Raw genomic sequence first — 24,647 nt, 5'->3', positions numbered from 1 at the left:
TTTAACCATTATATCAATGTTTTCCAAGTATTTTTTATTCTGTCTAAACTTATATCTACTAAATGGATATGAATCAGATCTTGGCCAAATTCATCAAAATAACGATTTTATGCTCTCTTTTACAAGAGTTCTATCCAATCCCAAACTAAAACAACTCCTGCACTTTCTGATAACTCTCCAACGTTCCGATATCATACCGTCTCCCCTCAAAACGATAAGCATACACCTTCTTGTGCTCAATCAACCAAGGTACAAAATGCCCCGGCGCATCCGGATTATGCCCCTCTTCTATGTACTTCCGGAACAACGGCAGCGTCTCCTTCCGATACAAATAAAACGGAGGCACCGCTAACTGCGACTTCGGCATCTCAGGCTTCTCTTCAAACGATATTACCGTATCATTTTCATCCACTTCCACCACACCCGTTCGCTTCAACTCCGCTTCATCCTCCAGCACATGCACCGTAATACAATCAGCTTGTTTTTGCTGGAAAAAGTCCGAGAAATCATCTAGTTCGAGATCAAATAAATTATCGCCAGCAAGTACCATCACATCATCTGCTAGTCCAGTCGTTTGCAATACATAATCAATATCTGCTATCGCACCTAACCGTGTTTCGTTCGAAGTGGTGTGGTCGTTGATCACAGTAAACTGCTTCGGCCCGTTATATGCTGCGGCCCAATCAACAAAGCTCTGATAAAACTTTTCATTCGTGACAATATATATTTCATCGATTGCTTCTACTTTTTCTAACTTTTCCACAATGTGATCTAGAATCGTCTTCCCTGCTACTTCTAATAACGGTTTGGCTGTGTTTTTCGTCAGTGGATACAGCCTTGTCGCATATCCAGCCGCTAAAATGATTCCTTTCATCATAGTTCCTCTCCTTCGTCCGCTATCTATTACTTCTAGACTATCATGGCACTGGTACAAAATCCATTCACAAAAGTGTGACTGATTTTATTGATCATAAAATAAAAAAACGGAAGGTAAGAGTACCTCCCGAGTCATAATTAATGCACATGTGTCTTTGCTTTTTGATTAGATCCAAACAGTCTTATTTTTTCTTTGACGACTCCTCTAATTGCATCCATACCAGGGCCTAAAATGGCTGGCGGACTATAAAGCTCCGGATCATTTGATAATAGTTCTCTAATTTTTTTCGCCCATGCTTGGTTACACTCTGTATTGACGTTGATTTTGGCATGGCCATACTGAATGGCTTTGACAATTTGATGATCAGGAATGCCCGATCCGCCGTGTAAGGCGAGCGGGATATCTGTGCCTTCGGAGATTTCTTGCATCAAGTCGAAGGCAAACTTGGGTTCCCCTTGATATACGCCATGAACAGAGCCTAATGCTGCTGCTAATGCATCAACCTTTGTTTCTCTTACCAAGCGGAAGCATTCATTTGGGTCGGCATATTTAATGCCTGAAGTCACGCCATCTTCTGTCCCGCCAACCGACCCGATCTCTGCTTCAACTGAAACACCATGGGCTTTGGCATAGTCTACTACTTCTTTCGTCATTTCGATATTTTGATCAATCGGGAATTTTGAACCGTCAAACATAACCGAACTATAGCCTGCATCTATAGCCTCTTTACAACGCTCCACTGTAAAACCGTGATCTAAGTGTAAAGTAACAGGAACGGTTATATTCATTTCTTCTACAAGCTTTTTCGTTGTCGCTGCAATTAAACGCAACCCACCTAAGTAATCGACAATTCGATCAGTGGAAGCAATGATGACAGGAGATTGTTCCTCTTCTGCTGCTTGTAAAATCGCTTCTACCCATTGAAAGCTATTCATATTAAACTGTCCAACAGCATATTTATTTTGTTTCGCATCCATCAACATTTCTTTCATTGATAAAAGCATCGCATCACATCTCTCTTCTTCAAGTTTCTGGTCCCAGACACTATACCGCCATTTATTTCCCTTCCTATTATTTACTTAGCTGCTACATTTTCGATCTCTTGATAAAAAGCTGGACGTTCTTTCAATCCAATTTCCTGTTTCTCTCCTGTTTCTTGTGCTTTCACACAAGCGTCACTGGTTACCGCCGCGATATAACCATCCCAAGTGGTTGGACCTTGCACAGCTCCATGTCGTTCAATCGAGTTGATAAAATCTTGGAACTCTGCGTCAAAGGCGTCCTCGAAACGATCTTTCCAGTCTGTTAAAACAGCCTGGCTTAAGCTGGCATTTTTTCTCATGACAGTAGACGGCACTTCCGGTAGTTTAACGGTACCTAACTCCCCTACTATTTCACATTGGATATCATAGCCATATTGGCAATTCGTAAAGACTTCTACCGTTATAATAATGCCGGACAGTGTCTCCATAATAAAAAGCTGCGGATCTTGTAAATGTTCATATGCTTTTGTTGTACGTTTAGGATAAATGACACGCACTGATTTATAATCATCATTTACTAGCCAATGCAAGGCATCGATTTCATGAATTAACGTGTCTACTGCTGTCATTTCCGTTGTGTAACTTTCTGCTTGTGATTGATTGCGATGGCAAGCATGAATCATCAGTGGTTCACCAATTTCATTGTTTTTCACTGTTGATTTCAACTGTTTATATCCTTGATCATAGCGGCGCATAAAACCGACTTGTACTACTTGCTTACCAACTGCCATTTCTGCATCGACTATTTCAAGCGCATCTTTCGCTGTTGTGGCTAAAGGTTTTTCACAGAAGACAAATTTTCCGGCTTTAATCGCTGATAGTACACTTTGGGCATGGGCTGGCCCCCAGCTTGTCACAATCACGGCATCTACATGATCGTCTTCTAATAATGTAGTATCATCGGGATACACGGTTGCATCCAAGCCATACTCTTCCACTGTTGATTTTGCAGATTCATCATTAATATCGGTTACCGCTACGATTTTCCCGCCTGCTAAGCGATTAGTAATACGGTCGATATGTGTACGTCCAATCGCCCCTGTTCCAATTACCCCAAAATTAACTGTCATGCGATAGGACCTCCCCTTTTTTCAACAGATGTTGGTCAATATATTGACGTGTCATTAGGGCATATTCTAGCGGGTGAGCAATATCTGGGTCTTGCTCAGCTTCAATCACAATCCAACCCTTGTAATCTACTTCTAATAGTTTTTGATAAACTTCTTTAAAATCGATAACACCATCACCAGGAACAGTAAACATCCCAGCTAGAAACGCATCTTGAAAGGAGGTTCCTTTACTATTACAGTCATCCATCACATTCTCTCTGATATCTTTAAAATGCACATGTTGGATGCGATCGATATGTTTTTCTAGTAAGGGCATATATTCTCTATCCGAGGCATAAATGTGTCCGGTATCATAGAGGAGATGAACATGATCGGGATCGGTATTATCCATTAGTCTATCTACTTCTTCTAATGTCTGGACACCTGTCCCTAGATGATGATGGAACACAAGTTTCAACCCGTATTGATCAGCTATTTTCCCAAGTTCGTTCAATCCATTGCAAAGTTTTTCCCATTCTTCAGCTGTAAAATTCGGCTTTTCTTTAAAGACATTGTTGTTCAGCTTTTGAATACTGTAAGTTTGTTCCGAAACAACAGCAACAGACGCATTCACATCTTTTAGATATTGACAATGTTCGTGGAACTCTTTCGCTGTTTCTTCCAAACCATCACGGACAAGGAAACTAGAAAACCATTTTCCGGCAATTTGTAAGTTTCTTAGTTTTAACTCCTTATTAAGTATAGCCGCATCTGGAAAAAAGCCACCAACCTCTGTTCCTTCAAAGCCTGCGACTACAATATCACTTAATAAATGAGACAATGTATTATTTTCCCCGATTTCTGGAATGTCGTCATTTCGCCAGCCAATTGGGGCAATCCCCCAACGGATTTGATTGTTTACCATGCGCTCACCCTGCCTTTATTAATATTGTTTTGCTTTCTGTAGTACGCTTTGCTTTTGTTCATATGCTTCCTGTACCTTTTTATTTTCTGAAACTTCTGACACTCCAACATGCCACCAGCTTTCATAGCCATCTGACATCGTTTTTGGCAGTACCTTCATTTCAATTAATGTGGAGACTTCTTGTTTTTTGGCATCTTCTACAGCTGCTTTTAGTTCTTCAACCGTATTTGCACGGTATACTTTTGCCCCGTACGCCTCTGCTACTTTGGCATAATCAATATTTAAAACTTGATCATCGTGTGTGCGGAATTCTGTATAATAGCTATCGCTTCCATTCCCCATCTGCAAGTTATTGATACAGCCAAAACCGGAGTTATCGAAAAGCATGAGATTAATTTTCTTCCCATATTGGATAGCGGTTACAAATTCGGAATGTAACATTAAAAAGCTGCCATCTCCAACCATGGAGTACACTTCTTGATCTGGATTTGCTAATTTGACACCTAATGCGCCAGCGATCTCATATCCCATACAAGAGTAACCATATTCCACATTGTACGTATTTGGTACGCTTGGATTCCATAGTCTCTGCATATCACCTGGCAAGGAACCTGCTGAGGTAACCACAATGCTATTAGGATCAATCGTTTCATTAATCGTTAGCAATGCAGTAGTTTGAGCGAATTCGGATTGAAACGTGTCTGCATAGTCATTTAACCTGTCTTGTGACCAGTGACCTTTTACTTCTGGATCAAAACGTTCGCGATCAAACGTTACCTTCCCTAATCTCGCACGTTCCTGTTCCCATTCTGCTTTTAAGGAAGAAATGGTATGACCGAATGCAGACTTATATCCTTCCAGCATTGGGGAAAGATGTTCTAATGTTTTTTTGGCATCTGCTACTACTTGATGGGCATCTAATTTATATGTTTGCATACGGCTGACATTAATATTGATAAACTTGGTTTGATCAAAGTTAAAAGCTGTTTTTGATGAGGTAGCGAAGTCTGTATACCTTGTACCGATACCAATAATCAGGTCTGCTTCTTTAGCAGCTTTATTAGCAGCAAGAGTACCCGTAACTCCCAAACCGCCTAAGTTATTTTCAAAGTCTGCTTCAACGGTTGCTTTCCCTGCTTGTGTTTCGACTAATGGGATATCATGTTTCTGTGAAATTTCTTTTAAAATATCACCTGCTTGGGAATATTTCGCACCTCCACCGACTAATATCAGAGGTTTTTTACTAGATTGAATCAAGGAATTAGCACCTTCTAACTCTCTTGCTACTGGAGGTTTACGGTCCAAATAGTGTACTCGCCTTTGGAAGAAACTTTCATCAAAATCGAATGCTTCTCCTTCTACATCTTGTGAAATACAAATGGTGGCAGGACCAGCTTTTCCTGGATCTGTCATCACTTCAAAAGCTCGAAGTAAGCTCGACATCAACTGCTCTGGCCTTGTCACGCGGTCCCAATACCTGGACACAGGCATTAAGGCATCATTGGTTGTCACATTGGCACTATGTTCATGCTCTACCTGCTGTAACACCGGATCTGGTTGTCTTGTGGCAAATGTATCACCTGGTAAAAACAGAACAGGGATGTTGTTTGCTAAAGCAGTACCAGCAGCTGCTGCTAAGTTTGCTGACCCCGGTCCAACAGATGTGGTAACAGCATAAATTTTTTGACGTAATTTTTGTTTACTATAAGCTATCGCAGCATGTGCCATGCCTTGCTCATTTTTTCCTTGATATACTTTTAAACGACCGGCTTCTTGTTCTAGCGCTTGACCAATGCCTAGAACATTCCCATGGCCAAATATGTTAAAAACCCCTTCGACAAACGGAAACTCTTCTCCATCCACGTGGATATATTGCTGTTTCAAAAATCGTACTAATGCTTGTGATGTGGTTAATCTTACTTTGTTCCCCATTGTTGATCTAACCCTCTCTTGTATATTCTTTTGAGCGCTCTTCAATCAACTGCTCTATTTCCGAAACGGTCGGCATTGCTTCTGATGAACTATGTTTGCTGACAACAATCGCTGCAGATGCACTGCCAAATTTTAGAGATGTTTCAATATCCTTGCCGTTCACAAGTGCATATAGAAAGGCAGAAGCATAAGAATCACCAGCACCGAATGTTTTTAATACTTTCGTTTTGTACGCTGTACCACGATAAACATCGCCATTTTTAGCATAAGCATAAGATCCGTCAACACCGTGTTTAATCACGACTAATTCGGCATGGTGCGCAAACAAATGGTTGACCGTTTGCTCATTGTCGCCTTCTTCTTCTAAATTTTCCATCACATCAAACTCATCTCTCGTTCCGATAATGACATCAGACTGCTCGGCAACTAGAGAGTAATAGACAGCTGTTTCTTGTTTGGATTTCCAAGTATAAGGGCGATAATCCAATTCAAAGATGACTTTCACATCATGTTCTCTTGCAATGCTGACTGCTTTAAACACCGCTTCTCGAGACGGACTTTTTGCTAAAGCTGTTCCAGATACAAGTAAAATCTTCGACTGGCGAATATAGGATTCATCCACCTCACTCGGTTCTAAATATAAATCCGCTACATTGTCTCGATACATAAGGATGCTGCATTCTTCTGGGCTTAAGATTTCGGTAAAAGCAAGCCCTGTTTTACGGCCTTCTGTGTCAAATACCATGTTAGATGTGTCTACACCTTTTTCGCTCATATATTGTTTAATAAAATTTCCGTGCTGATCTTTTGGGATTTTTCCAATAAATCCTGCTTTCAGTCCTAGCTTTGAGCTCCCAATTGCAATGTTAGCTGGTGATCCACCCACATATTTTGTAAAAGTCATCGTTTCTTCCATCGGACGATTGTATTCGTTTGCATTTAAATCGATACAAGCACGCCCAATCGCAATAATGTCATACGTTCTATTTTCATTAAATGAAATACTCATTCCCATCACTCCTTTTATAAAATTAGGCTTTTCGTGAATTTTTTTGTTTTCCAACACAGTAGAACAAAACCGCGACATAGTAAAATGTTAATAAAGTGCTTATATCTTCCTCATTTTGAATACAGCTTTCATACGCTCCGACAACATACTTCGCTTTCCGCGGGAGTCTACGTATGTTGTCTCCGCTGGTAAGTGTTAAGATTTATGCTGTGCTCTATTTCATAAATTTTTATAATATTTTCTCACTCATAACGAGCACCAATCTAAGCTGCGGGAAAATGCGAGACTCCTGTGGGAAAGGAACAGTCTGAAGACCCCGCAGGAAGCGTTCTTTGCTTCCGAGGAGGCTGAAGCGTTCCCCACGGAAAGCGAGTATTTTTCCGCAGCGACGATTAAGCACTCATCATTAGACGAGTGGGAGGAAAATATTTATAAGTTACTGCGCAGTTTATAGCTATTGTGCCTTAGGCTTATTATAAAAAACAACATTCTATAGAAAGCCTTAAATTTATGGACGATCTATGATCCATTCGTGGTCTTTTTCATTATAAAACTTCCAAATTCTTTCGGGACCTGCCATGACATTTAAGTAATAGGAGGCATATCCATCTGGTACACCTACTGGGTGATATCCTGCAGGAACAAGGACCACATCCCCATTTTCAACAGCCATTGTCTCGTCGATGGATCGATCCTCTGTATACACTCTTTGGAAAACAAACCCTTGCGGCGGATCCATTTCGTGATAATAGCTTTCCTCTAACTTCGATTCCTCTGGCAGATTTTCTTGATCGTGCTTATGCGGCGGGTAGCTAGACCAATTTCCTGATTCCGTAAATACCTCCACCACTAGTAAACTATTAGCAGAAGGATCCGAGTCAGGCAGGATATTATGTACTTGTCTTTGGTTGTTGTATTCACCTCGCTTTTCGACACTATTGTCCTCTGCTTTTATCAGTTTAGTTGGCAGCGGATTGTCAGAAGGTGCATAGCATAACACGACTCTTGCTTTAGCATTTGCCGTAACTTCGAATTGCTTATCATTCGAAACATAGACACTATCTGTCGGTTTTCTTTCAAAAACACTCTCGCGTGTACCTATTTCTTCAAAAGTTTGATCACCATCTGTCACGGTAATCTTTCCTGTTAAAGCAACCACGCAACACTCCACATTAGTTAAGGACTCTTTGTAAGAGGCATTCGGTTCTAAATCGATCGCTTTAAACTCTACATATTCAAATCCTGAATCAGATTTCGGTACTTCCTGAACAAGCGTTACTCCTTCGCTTAGTTGTTTGTTTTGAGTCTTTCTCAGTAATTTACTCATCTATCTACCCCTCCATTTCATTGATTGAATAGGGAAAGGAGTTTATACTCCCTTCCGTCTAGGATTCTATTTTATGAAAAGTCTGGTTCATGATAACGAGCTGTCACCACTTTCTTACGAGTATAGAAATCAACACTGTCTTTCCCATTCGCATGCAGTGTACCGTAGAAAGAGGACTTCCACCCGGAGAATGGGAAAAATGCCATAGGCGCTGGTACACCTAAGTTAATCCCTAACATACCTGCATCAATGTTTTCACGGAAGTAACGAACGGATAGTGCATTTTCTGTAAATAGACAAGCACCATTAGCAAATTCCGACTGATTAGCTACATTGACAGCTTCTTTTAAATTTTTCACACGAACGACAGATAATACCGGCGCAAAGATCTCGTCTTTCCAAATCTGCATATCTGTCTTCACATCTTCAAAAATGGTTGGCCCTACAAAGTAGCCGTCATCTGATTGTTCTCCTCTGCCGTCTCTGATGAGTTTTGCTCCTTCTTCTACCCCTTTTTCGATATAGCCAAGTGTACGTTTTTTCGCTTCTTCACGAATAATAGGACCTAAGAACACTCCTTCATCTAAACCATTTCCCATTTTAATGTTATCAGCAGATTCTTTTAATTTAGCAATAAATTCGTCTGCAATGTCCTCTTCCACGGTTACTACAGCACAAGCCATACAACGCTCGCCAGCTGAACCAAATGCTGCACTCGTAATTTCCTTCGCTGCTAGGTCTAAGTCTGCATCTTTTAAAACAACGGTATGATTTTTTGCACCAGTCAAGGCTTGTACTCGCTTCAAGTTTTCACTTCCGCGTTTAAACACATATTCCCCAACCGGCTTAGAGCCAACAAAAGAAACAGCTTTGACCTCTGGATGGTCTAAAATACCATTCACCACATCATGTGCCCCATGTACGACATTAAATACGCCATTAGGAAGTCCGGCTTCTGCTAGTAATCCAGCAAGTTTTTCTGCTAATAAAGGAGTTTTTTCAGATGGCTTTAAAATGAAGGCATTCCCTAATGCAATCGCCATCGGGAACATCCAACAAGGTACCATCATCGGGAAGTTAAATGGCGCAATGCCGCCAACAACCCCTACAGGATAACGATAATTGCTTGCTTCAATATCTGTTGCAATGGTCGGTAGAGAATCTCCCATCATTAACGTCGGAGCACTAGCTGCGAATTCTACGTTTTCAATGCCGCGTCCAACTTCCCCTAATGCTTCTGTTTTGCTTTTCCCATTTTCTAATGTAATCAGTTCTGCTAACTCTTCTTTATGTTCTTGTAACAAGTTTTGATATTTAAAGAGCACTCTTGCTCGTTTGGAAACAGATACATTTTTCCATTGCTCATACGCTTCTTGTGATGAGCTTGCAGCAGCCTCAAAATCTTCAGATGTCGAAATTGGTACTTGAGCAATCACTTCTTTCGTCGCTGGATTATACACATTCTCATAAACATCTGTTTTACTTTCTATCCATTCTCCATTAATAAAGTTTTTTAGTTTTCTAGTCATGGTATTTCTCCTCCTTTTATTTTTACAAACGCTTTCAAAATTTATTTAGATACGGTGGATCCCGTTTTCTCTGGCGCAACTACTAATTGAATATTATGTTTATTAGCAAAATCAACATAATCTTTTGAAGGCAATTGATCTGTGATTAGATAATCAATCTTGTCTAAAGTACAATATGTCGTTAGAGCTGATTGATCGAATTTTTTATGATCTACCACTAGAAAATTGGTATCTATATGCTTTACAGCTAACGCTTTTAATTCACTTTCTAATGGCACTGAATTAGTCACCCCATTTTTAATCGATATCCCTGTAGAAGCTAGAAAAGCTTTATTAATATTATAGTCTTCTAGACTCTCCCTAATATTAATAGATGTAAGTGATTTGGTCCTTCTTTCTAACATCCCGCCAGAGCTATAAACAGTTAAATTCTCATATGGTAAAGCTTGTATGATCAAATCTATATTATTGGTGACAATGGTTACCTTCTTATCTTCCATAAAATGTACCATTTCCAAAGTTGTCGTACCAGAATCTATGAAAACAATATCGCCATCTTTTACATATCTTGCTGCTTGTTCTGCGATACGAACCTTTGCATTGTGATTACGAATTTTTCGATCTTGAAATGGAAGTGCAGGAGAATAATTCACGGAAACGCCTCCATAAATTTTCTTAAAGTGGCCACTTTTGACTAATTCCTGCACATCATTTCGGATCGTATTCTTTGAAACAGCAAATTGCTCGACTAGTTCATCCAATGACACAGTCTCGTGCTTTTGTATGTACGCTTGAAGTTCAGCAATTCGCTTTGTTTTCACGCTAATCACCTCTTTTCTTAAATCGAGTATATCATACTTAAAATTAAAAGTTAACAAAAAAATGATAAAAAGTTAATAATAAATTAACCATGTATAATAAATATGTAGTTTGGGAGGTCGGAAAGAGGCACTTTGTGCAGGTAAAGCATAAGTCCAAATCCCTATATGACGAGAATTAGAACATTGGATGAGTCACAAATCTTCCAAAAAAACCCTTATATAAAACGCTTTCATATTATTCAAAATCTTTTACAACCATAATTCAAATGATTTATCTCATCCCATTATATTAATTGTTGATTAATTTTCTGTTAATTATTGATTGAAAAATAACATTAAAAACACTGTTCGTCAAGAAACATTCTATTGATTATTAATGGGAAAACCGGGCTCTGTCCAACCATCAGTGGGGACGAAAAACTATCCCCATGATGGAAGTCTTTCTTTATGAATGGGGATAGAGAACTTTAAATTGGTGCTCTTCTGCGTATTTCAGATATTTATCGTCAGGGACACGATCTGTCACTAAATATTGAATATCGGTGAAGTTACAATAAGTGGTTAAGGAATAATTATCAAACTTACTATGATCTGCCATGATAAATACTTCTTCACTTTTATCAATCACAGTACTTTTGATTTGTGTTTCTAGAGGAGAAGAATTGGTAATCCCTTTTTCTAAGGACAATCCGGTTGAAGCCATGAATGCTTTATTGAAATTATATTTAGCGATGGATTCCGCACTTTCTATTCCAACGTAAGATCGAGTCGTTCGCTCATACATACCGCCAGTAGAATACACATGTAATTGGTGATAAGGAGTAGCTTCTAAAGTGAAGTCAATATTATTGGTCACAATAGTAAGATGTTTATCTTTTAAATACTCCAACATCTCGCCTGTTGTTGTGCCAGAATCAAGGAAAATAATATCTCCATCTTTTACATATTGCGAAGCTAGTTCGGCTATTGTCGCTTTTTCCTTATGATTTCGCACCTTCCGATCATGGTAAGGAATGGTTAAAGGTTTAGGCACAGAAACACCGCCATAAACTTTTTCCAACTTTTCCTGTTCTACTAGTTCCTGTACATCTCTTCTAATAGTATTTTTCGAAACATTAAACTCTTCCACTAAATCATCTAATGATACCGACTGCTTCTTTTGTACGTACTGCAAAATCTCATTTATCCGCTTTACCTTCATCATGGTTTATTTCTCCTAACGTCAACCTAAGTATTCTACCCCCATGTTACCAAAATTAATGCAAGAGTTCACCACTTAATATAAAAAAATACAAAACATTCGACAGAAAAGGAGTTTAGTTAGGTAAGTGCTAAACCTTTTGTTTAATTTTCTCCCTCCCATTTCTTTTGAACATCCGTCGCATTTCTATTAACATAAACATAGAAACCTACATATGGGAGAGATGGAATATGGAATTAACTGTATACTTAGCTGGACAGATTCACGATGATTGGAGAAAAGAGGTAGAAGAAAAAGCGAACGAAAAAGAGCTTCCCTTAACATTTGTGGCACCGCAAACTAATCACGAGCGTTCTGATAATATAGGGGAGGACATTCTTGGAGAGCAGCCAAATAAGTTATATAAAGATGATGCTGCGTCTGATATCAATAACTTTAGAACACAGGTATTGATGCAAAAATCAGATATTGTCATAGCGCTTTTTGGTGAAAAATATAAGCAATGGAACACTGCCATGGATGCAAGCACTGCCATGGCCATGAATAAACCAACCATTATTATCAGACCAGATTCACTTATTCATCCATTAAAAGAAATATCCAACAAAGCAAACGTAACGGTGGAGACGGTTGATCAAGCATTAGAAGTGATCCAATATATTTACGAGTAACCAATAAAAAGACAGGCTTCCTACCATAAGGAAATGCCTGTCTTTTTCAAATCTTGTATATCGTTTTAGCAAAAATATCCCGCAATGACTGTACATTCGTGACAGATTGAATCATCGCTTGGATATACTCATCTCGATCCATTTTTTCAAATTCCCACATAAATCCTTTGGAAATAGCAAATGCACGCAAGAAAATACGAATCGTTCTGCCATTTCCTTCACGAAAAGGATGAAGCAAATTTAACTCCGATTTATAGTAAGCAAGCCGATCTACGGCTTGTTCCTCAGACTTCCAAGGAGGCTCCTGACTCAATTCTTGGAACAAATTCAAAGAATAACGGTTAAGAAACTGAGCTTGACAAAAACGAGTATTGCCCTTCATTAACTGTACATTTCGATATTGTCCAGCAAATGGATAAATATCTTTAAATAGATAGTAATGCAAATCTTTAAATTCTTTTTCACTAAACGACTGTAACATTCCTTTTTCCTTTTCTAATGCTGCCGCTCGTAATGAAAAAGCGAATGCTTCCGCTTGCTCTAGCTCCTCAAAACTTTTTGCTCCAAGAAGATTGTGCTCAAGCAGATAATCATCATTATCTTGACTATTATATTTTGGCACGATTCAACGCATCCTTTATCACCTCAGGGGTTATTTCTTCCCCAGAGTTCACTATTTCAATGACTCTTTTCTGAAGCGTTGGTGATAATGTAATATTTTCTAGGTGTAAATTATACAGAATTCTTTGGAACTCCTTCGATTCTAACGACAACTCTTTCACAACAGAACTCCTTTCAACGTACCATCCATCTAAAAAATCACCTATCTCTATTGTACAGCTCAAGGCCACGCGAAACAAGTGAACTCGGAAATATTTAACATTCGCCTTGTTATAAATATAGAAAAAGAGCTGCCATTATAAGCAACTCTTCTCCATTCGATATCAATACTAGCCGTACTGAACATCCCATGTATAAGCTTCTTTATTGGTGATTTCTTGTCCATTCACCTTAATGATTCGCTTCTCTGTTACTGGAAAATGTAAGGTGATGGAATCATACGGCAGCTTATAATCACCGTCAACAGATATTTGTACATCGACTAACTCTTCCGTCGTTTCAACAGAAGTTTTAATATAACTGTAATCACCGTTCTTATAGTTTAATGTTTCTCCATCGTCCTCATATATATGCTCTTCAACTTTTCCTTCACCTTTTAATGGGAAAATGAGCAATCCTCTTTCTTCGTTATCTGCATTAAAATGAATTTCACCATCTTGAATTGGCAATATGGATCCTGCTTGTGCAAATAAAGGGATCGTATCCAATGAAGCATCCACAACCATATGTGTGCCTTCTTCGTGATACTGATGATTATTTAAATCATACCATCCATTCTTATTCTTTGGTAAATACACTTCTCTCTTCGTTGCACCTTTTTCCACTACATTACAAACTAAAAGCTTCTCGCCTACTAAAAAGTCATCGTTTTCTTTAAATGTTTCTTCATCATGCTCGAAGTAATAGAGTGTTGGTGTTAAGATTGGAGTGGCATCTTGATGTGCCTTATGAAGGGAATGATATAAAAACGGAATCCACTTCACTCTCTCTTTCATCAAGCCACGAATCGTATCGATATATTCTGGATACATCCAAGGTACATTGACTGTCTTATCATCATTCCATGAATGAATCGTAAAACGCGGATGGAAAATGCCATTCTGAATCCAACGAATAAACAACTCTGGTTCCGGGGCATTTCCGGAGAAACCGCCCACATCATGGCCGAAATTATAAACACCGCTCATGCTTAGACTTAGACCCATTTTGATATTGTAGCGAATCGTTTTCCATTCCGTAAAATTATCACCAGACCATGTTTGCACATACTTTTGCATTCCTGGGCCACCTGAACGAGATATTAAATATGGTCTCGTGTTAGGGAAATACTCAGATTGTGCCTCGTACGACGCTTTAACCATCAGCATCGTTTGAATAGGTTTGATATAACTTACCGGAATCGAGTCACCAAATCCATTTGCTAATGCTTTTTCATCCCAAATTTCATACTCATTATTGTCATTCCAAGTTGAATCAATGCCGTATTCGAGTAATTGTTCTTTTATTTTACTCTTCCACCAATTAAACGTTTCTTCATTCGTAAAATCTAAATAAGATCCAACATCATCCCAAAACTGAGACATTTCCGGTTCTTTCTGGTCGTAAGATTGAATAAAATATTCTCTATCTTTTAATTCCTGATATAACGGGTGATCTTGCAACAATACCGGCTTAATATTGGCACTTAACTTAATACCGTTGTCATGGAAACCTTGAACCATCTGTTTTGGATCCGGAATTTTAGAATAATCCCAATTGAAAACATACCGTTTATGCCCAATGCTCGTATAACCAGATGAAAGCTGGAAAGAGTCACAAGGGATATCATGTGTCTCCGCTGAATCGATAAACTTCTTCAGTTGCACTTGGGCATCAGGTGCATCTGTATATGTCATCGTAGAGCCTGAATAACCTAAACTCCATTTAGGAGGGAAAATAGTTTTTCCAGTCATTTTAGAGAACTTTTCCACTACATTTCGAATTTGTGGTCCAAGAATGAAATAATAATCAAGGTTTCCTTTGTTAGCTTGATAATATCGATAATATCCATGATAATTATCTAATTCATTTCCCATATCAAAAATAGAATCACTATAGTTATCATAAAACAAGCCAAAAGCTATTTTATTTTTTTGGTTATATGTGAGGTAAAATGGAATATGTTTATAAAGCGGATCAGTATTTTCCGCATCATACCCCATGGCATCAATGGTTTTCATACGAAACCTTTTGCCTGCCTTATTAAAAGAGCCAGCTTTTTCACCCAAACCAAAATAATAATCTTCACGGTCTCTTTCCATATAATGATAAACACCTTCGCCTAGGCTGTTATGGAAATTGTAGCTTTGGGTTTTTCGATCATTTGTAATATGAATCCATTGATTCTGATATTTGGCATACCATGTGATGTTGAAACCATTCAATTGAATGACCGCTTTTAATTTTCCTGTTTGAACCTCGACCGTATCCTGCTTTTTATCCAACGAATATTCCGGCAAACTAAATGGACTTAAATCAAATCGATCCCTTCCATTAACCGGCATATCTTCCATATCAGGTGTAACTGTCCATGTTTTGTTCAACAAAGGATGATTATCTGAAGGAATATACACACGGAAGATATCCTCTTCCAATACATATAGATATACTTCGACATCTTCACCTTTGAATAAAATGGTATTATTAGTATTTGATTCAATTCTAAAATTTATTTCTCTAATCATCGTATAGATCTCCCCTTATTTTTTTACATAAGCCCTAACCATTTAGGTAGTGTTAAACTGATCCATGGCATAAATGTTACTAATAACAAGGCAATAATGAGCGGAATATACATTTTTATTAACGGTCTTAAAATAGATTCAATGGATACATTTGCCACACTGCTTCCAACAAATAATGCACTTCCAACTGGAGGTGTTGTAATCCCAATACATAAGTTAAAGATTAAAATAACACCAAAATGAACTGGGTCTATTCCAATCCCTGTTGCAATCGGAAGGAATATTGGTGTGAATATTAATATGGCAGGCGTTATATCCATAAATGTTCCAACTACCAGTAATATAAGATTCATGATCAATAAAATAATAATTGGATTCTCAGATATTGTCATTAATAAATCGGTAATGGCTGATGGGATATTAGCATATGCCATTACCCATGACATAATCGAAGAAGCTCCAACCAAGAATAAAACAATACCTGTCATGACAATGGTTTCTTTTAAAATGCCAGGAAATTGAGAAATTTTGATTTGTTTATAAAATGCCGCTAAAATAATGGAATACAATACGGCTACGGCAGCCCCTTCTGTTGCTGTGAAAATACCAGCCACAATCCCTCCAATTACTACAACGATCAAGGAAAGACTAGGAATTGCATCTAAGACGACCAAGAGCGCTTGTTTAAAAGACACTTTGTCAGCAATCGGATACTTATTACGTTTCGCTATAAAAAACGCTACCGTCATGATCGATAACCCCATCAAAATGCCAGGTATATAACCTGCCATAAAAAGAGCGGAAATCGATGTTCCTCCACTTACAAGGGAATACACGATGAATGCTGTTGTAGGTGGAATCAATAAGCCAGTAGGTGCAGAAGCAATATTTACCGCTGCCGAATAGGAAGGGTCATATCCTTCTTTCCTCTGTAAAGGGTTCATGACACTACCAATGGCTGCAGCAGAGGCTACTGCCGAACCTGAAATGGAACCAAATAACATATTACCAACAACATTTGTATGCGCAAGTGATCCTGGTAACCGTCCTACAAGAAGCTTTGCTAAATTAATTAACCTTATCGCAATACCACCGTTATTCATTATACTTCCCGAAAGCATAAAAAAGATGATAGCAAGTAATGTAAAACTATCAATGCCTTGAAACATTTTTTGAGCTGCTGTAAATGTGATCACTTCTAAAGGAGCAATGGTCACTGCAGCTAATAAAGAGGATATCCCTATACTGACAGATATCGGTACACCAATAGCTAATAATACGAAAAAAGACCCGAATAATATGAGTGTTGTTAATAAGGTTGTATCCATTATAGATCACCTTCATTTTCTTGTTTATTAAAGTACTTTCTCACTTCTAGTAATTTATACAGGACGATAATAGCTCCCGTAATAGGCACTATCAAATAAACATATCCTGTTGTGATACCTAGGATAGGAGTCGTTTGTGTCATGGCTGTACTGACAGCATCCATTCCACCATCTATTAATACAATAATTGCAAAGAAAAGAATAAAAAGATCATTAATCATAGTAATAATTTGTTTTCTCTTCCCTTTGAATTTATCTCTAAAAAATGTAATGGCAAGGTGCTGATTAGAGCCAAAAGCATAGCTAGCACCTAATAAAGAAGTCCAAACTAATAAAAAACCCAATAGTTCATTTGTAAAAGTGCTAGGAGTAGAAAGTACGTACCTGCTAAAAACTTGCCACAAAGCCCCTATAACTAAGATGATCAGTAGGAATGAAGCGACAGAAAGTATGGTACGATCTAATACTTTCTTGATTTTGTCTACCATGAAGCAAAGCTCCTTTACTGAATATAATAAAAAGTCAATACTCAATTTGAAGGTGCTTATAATTCAGCACCTTCAAATACATCTGTTATTTGTCTAATTCTTTTATTTGCGTAATAATCTCAGCTAGTCTGTCATCTTCCATAAACTCTTCATGGATCGGCTGAACTTTTTCGATAAATGGTTCTTTATCTACTTCATTAAACGTAACACCCATTTCTTCTGCTTCTGTCACTGCATCTTCAATTGCTTGATTCCACAATTCTGTGTGTTCTTCTCTCGTTTCATTAGCAGCTTCGTTAAAGGCTTGTTTTTGCTCATCTGATAACTCATTCCATAGGTCATTGTTGATAATTAAGATATCTGGAATGTTTGTATGCTCTGAATAAGAAAAGTTTTTAGCTACTTCACCATGCTGACCAGTTGTTAAAGCAGTTGGGTTACTTTCTGCTCCATCAATAACACCTTGCTGTAATGCTGTATAAATTTCATTATATCCTAATGGAGTAGGAGTTCCTCCTAAATGATCTACCATATCAATAGCCGTTTGACTGTCCATGACACGAATTTTTTTACCTTCTAGATCTTCTGGAGTTTCAATAGGAGTGTCTTTTGTGTAAAAGCTTCGAGCTCCTGAGTCAAAGTAAGAAAGTCCTACGAAACCTTTGTCTTCTGTCGATTGATAAATTTCTTCCACGACGTCTGATTCCATCACATCTCGGTAGTGCTCATCACTTGTGAAAATGTAAGGCAAGGAAAATACACCATACTCTTTGGAGAATGATTCCAATGCGCCTGCACTAACTTTTGTGATATCTACGCCACCGTTTTGAACCTGTTCTAATACCTCTGATTCACTACCTAGTACACCATTAGCAAACATTTCAAAAGTGATCGTACCATCTGTTTTCTCTTCAACACTTTCTGTAAAAGTGGTTAAGGCTTGGTGGATTGGATGATCTTCACTTAAGTTATGCGCAATTTTTAAAGATTTTGATTCTTCTTCTGCACCTGCATCTCCTGCATCTCCACCTGCACCACAAGCTGTTAAAACACCTGCTAAAATCAAACTTACTGTAATCATTACTAGCTTTTTCATGATTAATCCCCCTTATTCTTATTTAAATTCTTAGTTAATCATATTTTAAGCAACTTCTATTTAAGGAAATCGCTAACAAAAGAAATAAATTGTTATTATTAGATATAACCCTTCTCGTTGATTTTATTCTTTTATTTACCACCTCCTGAATAAATGCGAATTGAAAATCAAACATAAAAAGAGCCACGCAAATAGCTATACCTATCCCTATCTAGGTATATCTAAGCGTGGCTCTCCGTATCTCCAACACTATAATTAATTAACTTATGCTTCTTATCATACATGATCATGATATCGCTGTCAACAATAATCGACAAAAGTTTTATATGGAGTTGGACTTACTCTTGTTTATTGCTCTAAGGCACACCTCTGCCACTCTTAATGATGACAATGGATTAATTAAAAGTACACTCCGAAGAATCTTATAATTAAATAATTCAATAGAATCTATTTTGGTCGTAAAACTTTTGACTACATGATATGATGAATACAATATTGCATTTTATTGGAAAGAAAGGGTGGAAATGATGAAATTTGCTTCTCAAGAAGGATTAGTGCCTGGTGATCAATTTGCAGATAAGCTTACATATTTAGAAGAAGCTGGATACGATGGGATAGAGTTAGATGGAGTGAAAGCAAAAACTCAAAAAGCGGCCATTAAGAGAGCGTTTCAAAAATCGTCGATAAAGCCAGCTTGCATTTGCGGGGGATATTCTTTTGACCTGTTAAGTCCTGAAAAAACCGCTCGTGATAAGACTGTGGAACAACTAAAAGAATTATTGGCCATTTCAGGAGAGCTTGAAGCTCAAGGTGTTATCCTTGTTCCTATATTTGGTCCGGCACAGCTTCCCGATTTAAGTCCATGGAAAGATGCAAGAGAGCTTGAAGAAAAATTATTGATAGAGCAGCTCGTTACTTTAACGGAATATGCTAAAAAGCAAGGAACAGAAATTATTCTAGAACCACTGAATCGCTATGAAACCCACTTTTTAAACCGCTTACAACAAGCGGAAGCTATCTGTAACCAAATCAACTCACCTGGACTTAGTATACTAGCAGACCTATTTCATATGAACATTGAAGAAACAAATATGACCGATTCCATTGATAAATATAACCAATCGTTAGGATATGTTCATTTAGCTGACTCCAATCGATTATTGCCAGGAAAAGGACATACTGATTTTCAGAGCATCTTCACTAAATTAAAAGAAATCAAGTATGACGGATGGATGTCTTTAGAATGCGGAGTACCCGATAACAACTCAACAGCGCTTCGTACATCGTTGGAATTTATGAAAGAGCAGATGTAGCTAAGGCACAAGCCCACTTTTATAGTGGGCAGGCTGTTTTTTCATGAACATGACAACTACTAGAAATTTAAATCCAGGCACAAGGGTTATATCTTATGGTTTAAACATTTAGACACTCCTTTCCCCTAAATCTTTTGGAGCAAGATCTACCGCCATCAACAACGCTTCCATTAATGAGCGTTCATCCGCTAAACCTTTCCCCGCAATATCAAAAGCAGTACCATGATCAACAGAAGTTCTGATAATACCGTTTCGTAAACCAACCGTTATATTAACTCCTTCCTCCTTCGCTTTTGCAATACTTGGAATAAGCTTTTCTTCTTCTTCTCCGTTACCAAAAAGACCATTTTCACCAGCATGAGGGTTAATGCCACATACAGCTATACTGGGACTTTGATAACCTGCATTCGATAATGTTTGATTAGCTAACTGTATAACGGTATAAGCTCTTTTCGGATTTATTCGCTCAACCGCCTCTATTAATCCGACATGTGTCGTTAGGTGAATGACTTTTAACGATGGGGCAGACAACATCATAGAAAAATCTTTCGTTTCGGTTAGTTCCGCCAGTATCTCCGTATGGCCTAGGTAAATGTGCCCTCCTAAATGAAGCGCTTCCTTATTTAACGGAGCAGTACATATCGCATGAATGCGATGTTCTAATGCTAACTGAACCGCTTTTTCATAAAGTCTGGTTTAAACACATCATATACAGCATCTAACTCTGCTCCAACATTTCCTCTCATCCGTCGAATCTAATTTTTTATATATGGTTTGGAAACGAAGTGATTTTAAGTACTGGGAAGCTTCTTTTACCTTCGTATAAGATTCTTCCATTAATCCCCCCCTGCTGTCCGTATCTACTACAAGTACATCTAAATTTGATAAAGCCCTTTCATTTCGCTTCATTAAAACAGAAGTTCTCATACCTGCTCTTGAAAACTGTACCCCTGTATCATTAGCTCCAGTTAAATCATCGGCTATTATTTCAATTTTCAACAAAGCACCTCCTGCCACTAATTAACAAAATAATACAATTCTTTTTTGCACGTTCTAAATATATACTATCATAGTTGAAAATTAACTATGATATAAATTTTTATAAGAAGAGATTTTTAAAGTAAAAATTCACCATATTTGCTCGATTGATTCAAATCTTCTATTGCTTCTAAAACCAAAGTTTATGCTATAATAAACATATGTATGGACAAAATGTACAAGTATGGAGGTTAGGAAATGGGTAAGCGTATATTATTGTTTTTATTAACAAACGTACTAGTTATGACCACCATTGTGATTGCTTGGACTCTTATCACAAGGTTTACCGATATAGATGGATCTTTTCAAACAGGTGGTCCAGGACTAGGAATCAATTATGAATCACTAATGGTCTTCAGTATCCTCGTTGGTTTTGCTGGATCCTTTATTTCCCTAGCGATGTCTCGTTGGATGGCGAAGATGATGATGAAAGTGAAAGTATTAGATCCAAATGGTCGATTATCTGCACAAGAGCGTTCTGTAGTGGAAAAAGTAGAACGTTTATCACGAGCTGCTGGTTTAACCCACACGCCGCAAATTGGGATTTATCAGTCAGCAGAAGTGAACGCTTTTGCGACAGGGCCAACTAAAAAACGTTCGCTTGTCGCTGTTTCATCAGGACTGCTGCACTCCATGGACGATGATGCAGTAGAAGGCGTTATTGCACACGAGGTAGCCCACGTCGCGAACGGAGATATGGTAACCATGACACTGCTGCAGGGAATCGTCAACACCTTTGTTGTCTTCTTCTCTCGAATCGCAGCCATTATTGTATCTAGATTCGTTCGCTCGGAAATACAATGGATCGTGCAATTCGCAGCGATTATTGTTTTCCAAATCTTATTTTCAATCCTGGGGAGCATTGTCGTCAGCGCCTATTCTCGATATCGAGAATATCATGCCGATCGAGGCGGAGCTGATCTAGCGGGTAAAGACAAAATGGCGCATGCCTTACGATCTTTAAAAAGATATGCGGAGCGTGCCAAAATAGATGATCGCACCGACGATTCTGCCATCCAAACCATGAAAATCAATGGAAAAAGCGGCCTTGTTTCTTTATTCTCCTCACACCCACCGCTTGAAGATCGTATTGCTAGATTAGAACGACGTTAATTTTAAAACAAGCAACTGCTTCCTCGTATTGAGAGCAGTTGCTTTTTTATGATTTATAGTACCATTCCATTACGACTTCTTTTCAAATGCAAAAAAAAAGACCAAGGTCATAACCTCAGCCTTACTTCTTCCAAACATCTTCTGCAATTCGCACGACATGGCGAATTTTTGCCCACTGTTCTTCTTCTGTTAAATCATTTCCTTCTTCCGTTGAAGCAAAACCGCATTGCGGGCTTAAACATAATTGCTCTAATGGTACATATTTCGTCGCTTGATCAATTCGTGCTTTTACTTTTTCAGTATCCTCTAATTCAGGGAATTTCGAAGTGATTAAGCCTAACACGATGTAAAGATCATCTCTATTCACATGACGCAATGGCTCAAATCCGCCAGAACGCTCATCATCAAACTCTAAGAATAACCCATCAACATCTAGTCCACCAAAAATGATCTCTGAAGCCGCTTCATAGCTTCCAGAAGACATATACGTCGACTTAAAATTGCCTCGGCAAATATGCATCGTAATCAATAAATCATCAGGTCTGTTCGCGATCGACTCATTGACAGCACGAGCGCAAAGCTTCATCGCTTTATCAGGATCAATTCCCTTTGCTTTAATCGAGTCTCTACCCTCATCGGAGAAGAAAGAAGACCATGAGGTATCATCAATTTGCAAGTAACGGCAACCCTCCTCATATAAACGCTGAATCACTCCTTGATAAGCCACCACCAAATCATCAATCAGTGCTTCATCACTATCATAAACGCTCTCTTCAACTTCCGCTCTCATATAAAGCATATTGGGACTCGGAATCGTAAACTTAGCTACCGCATCACCAGCCACACTTTTCAAAAACTGAAAGTGTTCTATCATGTAGTGATCGCTAAAGCCTATTTTATCCACGACTCTAATGCCGCGTGCCTTCGTCTCCACGCCTTTAAACTGTAAACCTTTCTCGGCTTCAAAAAACTCCACACCATCTAATCCACCAAGAAAATCAAAGTGCCACCAGCTGCGACGAAACTCCCCATCCGTTACAGACTGCAAACCAGCAGCTTTTTGCTTTTCGACTAGCTTGGTAATCTCTTCATCTTCTATCTTACGCAATTCTTCTGCCGTTATTTCCCCATTTTCTTTCTCTAACCTAGCCTTTTTCAACCTTTCCGATCGTAAAAAACTCCCTACATGATCCGCCACAAACGGCGATTTTTTAGTAATCAGTTCTGACATTTCCTCTCATCCTTCCAATTTTTGCAATATAAAAACCCCATTCCTTAAAAGAGGGGCTATCCTTTCAATCTCTTCTCATATCAGAGTAGACACTTCTAGAATTAGAGACAGTACTAACAGTCTGTTACTAAGGCTACTCAGGGTCTGTTCCTCCACCTTATTGATAAGAAATCGTTATGTAATTGCTAACTACCTTACAACTTATGACAAATAATGTCAAGTAACATTTACTCTCCATTATACCATGTAACCCATGCATATTCCTTCTATTCCTATACACACTAAAAACGATCATCCAAACTATAGGAGGAATCCCATTGAAAAAAGGAAACAACATTTCAAGCCTTCAAGATCAAAATCAATTAGCCCAAGCACAACAATCCATTCTACATCTGCACAATGCCATCACTCAGGCGCAAAGCCATCCTGATGAACAAATCATAGAACAAATCAAGCATTCGATGGAGAGGGCAGAAAAATCACTAGCAAATGCGGAGAATGTAACAGATGATGAAGGTGCGATAGATTTAGCACGTCGTGATTTAGCGCAGCAAAAACAAGCTTTTCAAGAAATTGAACAGCAAAATAGATGATAACAAATAAAAAGTGTCAGCATTACACGAGGTGTAACATCTGACACTTTTTATAACAATTAAAGAGATTTTACTGCTTCCTCAATCGGTGTACTTCCTTTTACTAATTGAAATTCTTTTCCTATCGTTGTTTCATCTGCTAAAGTCTGGTAAATAACATGTGCCACATCTTCTCGTGAAATCTCGTCTCTTTCCACTTCTTCAGCAGCATTCACTTTTCCTGTTCCTTTATCATTCGTAAGCTTTCCAGGGTGAATTAAAGTATAATCTAAATCAGTAGACCTTAACCATTCATCTGCATAATACTTTGCCGCAGCATATGGTTTAAATGAGTCTGAAGCATCTAACCATTTTTCGCGACGAGTATCGAAAGAACTAATTAGCACGAATCGTTTTACATTAGCTTTCTTCGCAGCTTCTATTGTTTTTACCGCACCATCTAAATCAACTAAAATGGTTTTATCTTTTCCGGTATGCGGTCCTGATCCAGCTGTGAAGACAACAGCATCTACTCCATCTGCCGCATTTGCAATATCATCAATCGATCGCTCTAAATCAACCACAACCGTTTCCGCCCCTAAATCCTCAAAATAGGAGGCTTGGTCCTTATTGCGTATCATAGCTAATGCTTGATGATCTCCACTATCTTGAATAAATCGAACAAGGTGTTTTCCAATTTGTCCATTTGCTCCAACTACAAGAATTTTCATTGTCTCCAC

General features: G+C 38.3%; 23 protein-coding genes and 1 pseudogene. 4 read left to right on the top strand and 20 right to left on the bottom strand.

The features are described from left to right. Positions 1 to 145 precede the first annotated feature (145 nt). The 10 genes from GHD00_RS07385 to GHD00_RS07340 all read right to left on the bottom strand — a co-directional run bounded on the left by GHD00_RS07385 (position 146) and on the right by GHD00_RS07340 (position 11,716). Positions 146 to 874 carry a nucleotidyltransferase family protein gene (locus tag GHD00_RS07385; RefSeq protein ID WP_163537510.1) on the bottom strand — a complete coding sequence of 243 codons (729 nt, stop codon included), beginning with the start codon at positions 872 to 874 and terminating at the stop codon, positions 146 to 148. Positions 875 to 1,014: 140 nt separating this feature from the next. Next, the gene (gene fba, locus GHD00_RS07380; protein ID WP_163537509.1) at positions 1,015 to 1,881 is read right to left on the bottom strand and encodes a class II fructose-1,6-bisphosphate aldolase; all 867 of its coding nucleotides are present in this window, start codon (positions 1,879 to 1,881) and stop codon (positions 1,015 to 1,017) included. Positions 1,882 to 1,952: 71 nt separating this feature from the next. Then, on the bottom strand, positions 1,953 to 2,990 hold the full coding sequence (iolG, locus tag GHD00_RS07375; RefSeq protein WP_163537508.1) for a bifunctional inositol 2-dehydrogenase/D-chiro-inositol 1-dehydrogenase: 1,038 nt from the start codon (positions 2,988 to 2,990) through the stop codon (positions 1,953 to 1,955). Next, entirely contained in the window at positions 2,980 to 3,894 is a 915-nt protein-coding gene (gene iolE, locus GHD00_RS07370) for a myo-inosose-2 dehydratase (protein WP_163537507.1), read from the bottom strand. Before iolE ends, iolG begins: the two co-directional genes overlap by 11 nt. An 18-nt stretch (positions 3,895 to 3,912) precedes the next feature. Continuing rightward, a complete protein-coding gene (gene iolD / locus GHD00_RS07365; protein WP_163537506.1) occupies positions 3,913 to 5,826 on the bottom strand; it encodes a 3D-(3,5/4)-trihydroxycyclohexane-1,2-dione acylhydrolase (decyclizing) in 1,914 nt (637 codons plus the stop codon). A 7-nt stretch (positions 5,827 to 5,833) separates the two neighbouring features. Continuing rightward, positions 5,834 to 6,835 carry a 5-dehydro-2-deoxygluconokinase gene (iolC, locus tag GHD00_RS07360; RefSeq protein ID WP_163537505.1) on the bottom strand — a complete coding sequence of 334 codons (1,002 nt, stop codon included), beginning with the start codon at positions 6,833 to 6,835 and terminating at the stop codon, positions 5,834 to 5,836. 508 nt (positions 6,836 to 7,343) lie between these two features. Further along, positions 7,344 to 8,162, bottom strand: coding sequence for a 5-deoxy-glucuronate isomerase (gene iolB, locus GHD00_RS07355; RefSeq protein WP_163537504.1), 819 nt, complete (start codon positions 8,160 to 8,162; stop codon positions 7,344 to 7,346). A 71-nt stretch (positions 8,163 to 8,233) separates the two neighbouring features. Further along, positions 8,234 to 9,691, bottom strand: coding sequence for a CoA-acylating methylmalonate-semialdehyde dehydrogenase (locus GHD00_RS07350; RefSeq protein WP_163537503.1), 1,458 nt, complete (start codon positions 9,689 to 9,691; stop codon positions 8,234 to 8,236). A gap of 41 nt (positions 9,692 to 9,732) precedes the next feature. Beyond that, positions 9,733 to 10,512 carry a DeoR/GlpR family DNA-binding transcription regulator gene (locus tag GHD00_RS07345; RefSeq protein WP_240468636.1) on the bottom strand — a complete coding sequence of 260 codons (780 nt, stop codon included), beginning with the start codon at positions 10,510 to 10,512 and terminating at the stop codon, positions 9,733 to 9,735. 445 nt (positions 10,513 to 10,957) lie between these two features. Further along, positions 10,958 to 11,716, bottom strand: a complete 759-nt coding sequence (locus GHD00_RS07340; RefSeq protein WP_163537501.1) for a DeoR/GlpR family DNA-binding transcription regulator — start codon at positions 11,714 to 11,716, stop codon at positions 10,958 to 10,960. A 227-nt stretch (positions 11,717 to 11,943) separates the two neighbouring features. On the opposite strand from GHD00_RS07340, the gene GHD00_RS07335 reads away from it, so the two are divergent. Further along, entirely contained in the window at positions 11,944 to 12,384 is a 441-nt protein-coding gene (locus GHD00_RS07335; RefSeq protein ID WP_163537500.1) for a YtoQ family protein, read from the top strand. Between the two features lie 46 nt (positions 12,385 to 12,430). On the opposite strand, the gene GHD00_RS07330 is transcribed toward GHD00_RS07335, so the two are convergent. The 6 genes from GHD00_RS07330 to GHD00_RS07305 form a co-directional block, all read right to left on the bottom strand. Beyond that, on the bottom strand, positions 12,431 to 13,006 hold the full coding sequence (locus GHD00_RS07330; RefSeq protein WP_163537499.1) for a Fic/DOC family protein: 576 nt from the start codon (positions 13,004 to 13,006) through the stop codon (positions 12,431 to 12,433). Then, on the bottom strand, positions 12,993 to 13,166 hold the full coding sequence (locus GHD00_RS07325) for a Zn-dependent hydrolase (RefSeq protein ID WP_163537498.1): 174 nt from the start codon (positions 13,164 to 13,166) through the stop codon (positions 12,993 to 12,995). The genes GHD00_RS07330 and GHD00_RS07325 overlap by 14 nt, the downstream gene beginning before the upstream one ends. Before the next feature lie 168 nt (positions 13,167 to 13,334). After that, positions 13,335 to 15,728: a glycoside hydrolase family 31 protein gene (locus tag GHD00_RS07320; RefSeq protein ID WP_163537497.1), complete on the bottom strand. Its 2,394-nt coding sequence runs from the start codon at positions 15,726 to 15,728 to the stop codon at positions 13,335 to 13,337. A 23-nt stretch (positions 15,729 to 15,751) separates the two neighbouring features. After that, positions 15,752 to 17,056 (bottom strand): TRAP transporter large permease, encoded by a 1,305-nt coding sequence (locus GHD00_RS07315; protein WP_163537496.1) that lies wholly within the window; start codon positions 17,054 to 17,056, stop codon positions 15,752 to 15,754. Further along, entirely contained in the window at positions 17,056 to 17,544 is a 489-nt protein-coding gene (locus tag GHD00_RS07310; RefSeq protein WP_163537495.1) for a TRAP transporter small permease, read from the bottom strand. Before GHD00_RS07310 ends, GHD00_RS07315 begins: the two co-directional genes overlap by 1 nt. 85 nt (positions 17,545 to 17,629) lie before the next feature. Beyond that, positions 17,630 to 18,640 (bottom strand): TRAP transporter substrate-binding protein, encoded by a 1,011-nt coding sequence (locus GHD00_RS07305; protein WP_163537494.1) that lies wholly within the window; start codon positions 18,638 to 18,640, stop codon positions 17,630 to 17,632. A 527-nt stretch (positions 18,641 to 19,167) separates the two neighbouring features. Between GHD00_RS07305 and GHD00_RS07300 the strand changes: the two genes are divergently transcribed. Then, positions 19,168 to 19,953 (top strand): sugar phosphate isomerase/epimerase family protein, encoded by a 786-nt coding sequence (locus GHD00_RS07300; RefSeq protein ID WP_163537493.1) that lies wholly within the window; start codon positions 19,168 to 19,170, stop codon positions 19,951 to 19,953. A 108-nt stretch (positions 19,954 to 20,061) separates the two neighbouring features. Here GHD00_RS07300 and GHD00_RS07295 read toward each other — a convergent pair. Further along, positions 20,062 to 20,634, bottom strand: a pseudogene (locus GHD00_RS07295) (PdxA family dehydrogenase); the annotation flags it as partial. A 24-nt stretch (positions 20,635 to 20,658) separates the two neighbouring features. Continuing rightward, positions 20,659 to 20,952 carry a four-carbon acid sugar kinase family protein gene (locus tag GHD00_RS07290; protein ID WP_163537492.1) on the bottom strand — a complete coding sequence of 98 codons (294 nt, stop codon included), beginning with the start codon at positions 20,950 to 20,952 and terminating at the stop codon, positions 20,659 to 20,661. Between the two features lie 237 nt (positions 20,953 to 21,189). On the opposite strand from GHD00_RS07290, the gene htpX reads away from it, so the two are divergent. Then, entirely contained in the window at positions 21,190 to 22,104 is a 915-nt protein-coding gene (htpX, locus tag GHD00_RS07285; RefSeq protein ID WP_163537491.1) for a protease HtpX, read from the top strand. A 121-nt stretch (positions 22,105 to 22,225) separates the two neighbouring features. Here the strand turns inward: htpX and GHD00_RS07280 are convergent, their stop codons facing one another. Then, positions 22,226 to 23,335, bottom strand: coding sequence for a 5-methyltetrahydropteroyltriglutamate--homocysteine S-methyltransferase (locus GHD00_RS07280; RefSeq protein WP_163537490.1), 1,110 nt, complete (start codon positions 23,333 to 23,335; stop codon positions 22,226 to 22,228). A 317-nt stretch (positions 23,336 to 23,652) separates the two neighbouring features. On the opposite strand from GHD00_RS07280, the gene GHD00_RS07275 reads away from it, so the two are divergent. Beyond that, positions 23,653 to 23,928 carry a hypothetical protein gene (locus GHD00_RS07275; RefSeq protein WP_163537489.1) on the top strand — a complete coding sequence of 92 codons (276 nt, stop codon included), beginning with the start codon at positions 23,653 to 23,655 and terminating at the stop codon, positions 23,926 to 23,928. A 59-nt stretch (positions 23,929 to 23,987) separates the two neighbouring features. Here the strand turns inward: GHD00_RS07275 and GHD00_RS07270 are convergent, their stop codons facing one another. After that, the gene (locus GHD00_RS07270) at positions 23,988 to 24,638 is read right to left on the bottom strand and encodes an SDR family oxidoreductase (RefSeq protein WP_163537488.1); all 651 of its coding nucleotides are present in this window, start codon (positions 24,636 to 24,638) and stop codon (positions 23,988 to 23,990) included. Between the last annotated feature and the right edge of the window lie 9 nt (positions 24,639 to 24,647).

The sequence above is a fragment of the Gracilibacillus sp. YIM 98692 genome, from assembly GCF_010993965.1.
Taxonomy (GTDB): Bacteria; Bacillota; Bacilli; order Bacillales; family Amphibacillaceae; genus Gracilibacillus.
This window is presented reverse-complemented; position numbering and strand designations above follow the sequence as displayed.

Coding starts and splice junctions, on each gene's coding strand:
- iolE (WP_163537507.1), bottom strand. CDS start 3,894: ATGGTAAACAATCAAATCCGTTGGGGGATTGCCCCAATTGGCTGGCGA.
- GHD00_RS07305 (WP_163537494.1), bottom strand. CDS start 18,640: ATGAAAAAGCTAGTAATGATTACAGTAAGTTTGATTTTAGCAGGTGTT.
- GHD00_RS07280 (WP_163537490.1), bottom strand. CDS start 23,335: ATGTCAGAACTGATTACTAAAAAATCGCCGTTTGTGGCGGATCATGTA.
- iolB (WP_163537504.1), bottom strand. CDS start 8,162: ATGAGTAAATTACTGAGAAAGACTCAAAACAAACAACTAAGCGAAGGA.
- iolD (WP_163537506.1), bottom strand. CDS start 5,826: ATGGGGAACAAAGTAAGATTAACCACATCACAAGCATTAGTACGATTT.
- fba (WP_163537509.1), bottom strand. CDS start 1,881: ATGCTTTTATCAATGAAAGAAATGTTGATGGATGCGAAACAAAATAAA.
- GHD00_RS07340 (WP_163537501.1), bottom strand. CDS start 11,716: ATGATGAAGGTAAAGCGGATAAATGAGATTTTGCAGTACGTACAAAAG.
- GHD00_RS07385 (WP_163537510.1), bottom strand. CDS start 874: ATGAAAGGAATCATTTTAGCGGCTGGATATGCGACAAGGCTGTATCCA.
- GHD00_RS07320 (WP_163537497.1), bottom strand. CDS start 15,728: ATGATTAGAGAAATAAATTTTAGAATTGAATCAAATACTAATAATACC.
- GHD00_RS07300 (WP_163537493.1), top strand. CDS start 19,168: ATGAAATTTGCTTCTCAAGAAGGATTAGTGCCTGGTGATCAATTTGCA.
- iolG (WP_163537508.1), bottom strand. CDS start 2,990: ATGACAGTTAATTTTGGGGTAATTGGAACAGGGGCGATTGGACGTACA.
- iolC (WP_163537505.1), bottom strand. CDS start 6,835: ATGAGTATTTCATTTAATGAAAATAGAACGTATGACATTATTGCGATT.
- GHD00_RS07270 (WP_163537488.1), bottom strand. CDS start 24,638: ATGAAAATTCTTGTAGTTGGAGCAAATGGACAAATTGGAAAACACCTT.
- GHD00_RS07335 (WP_163537500.1), top strand. CDS start 11,944: ATGGAATTAACTGTATACTTAGCTGGACAGATTCACGATGATTGGAGA.
- htpX (WP_163537491.1), top strand. CDS start 21,190: ATGGGTAAGCGTATATTATTGTTTTTATTAACAAACGTACTAGTTATG.
- GHD00_RS07315 (WP_163537496.1), bottom strand. CDS start 17,056: ATGGATACAACCTTATTAACAACACTCATATTATTCGGGTCTTTTTTC.
- GHD00_RS07350 (WP_163537503.1), bottom strand. CDS start 9,691: ATGACTAGAAAACTAAAAAACTTTATTAATGGAGAATGGATAGAAAGT.
- GHD00_RS07310 (WP_163537495.1), bottom strand. CDS start 17,544: ATGGTAGACAAAATCAAGAAAGTATTAGATCGTACCATACTTTCTGTC.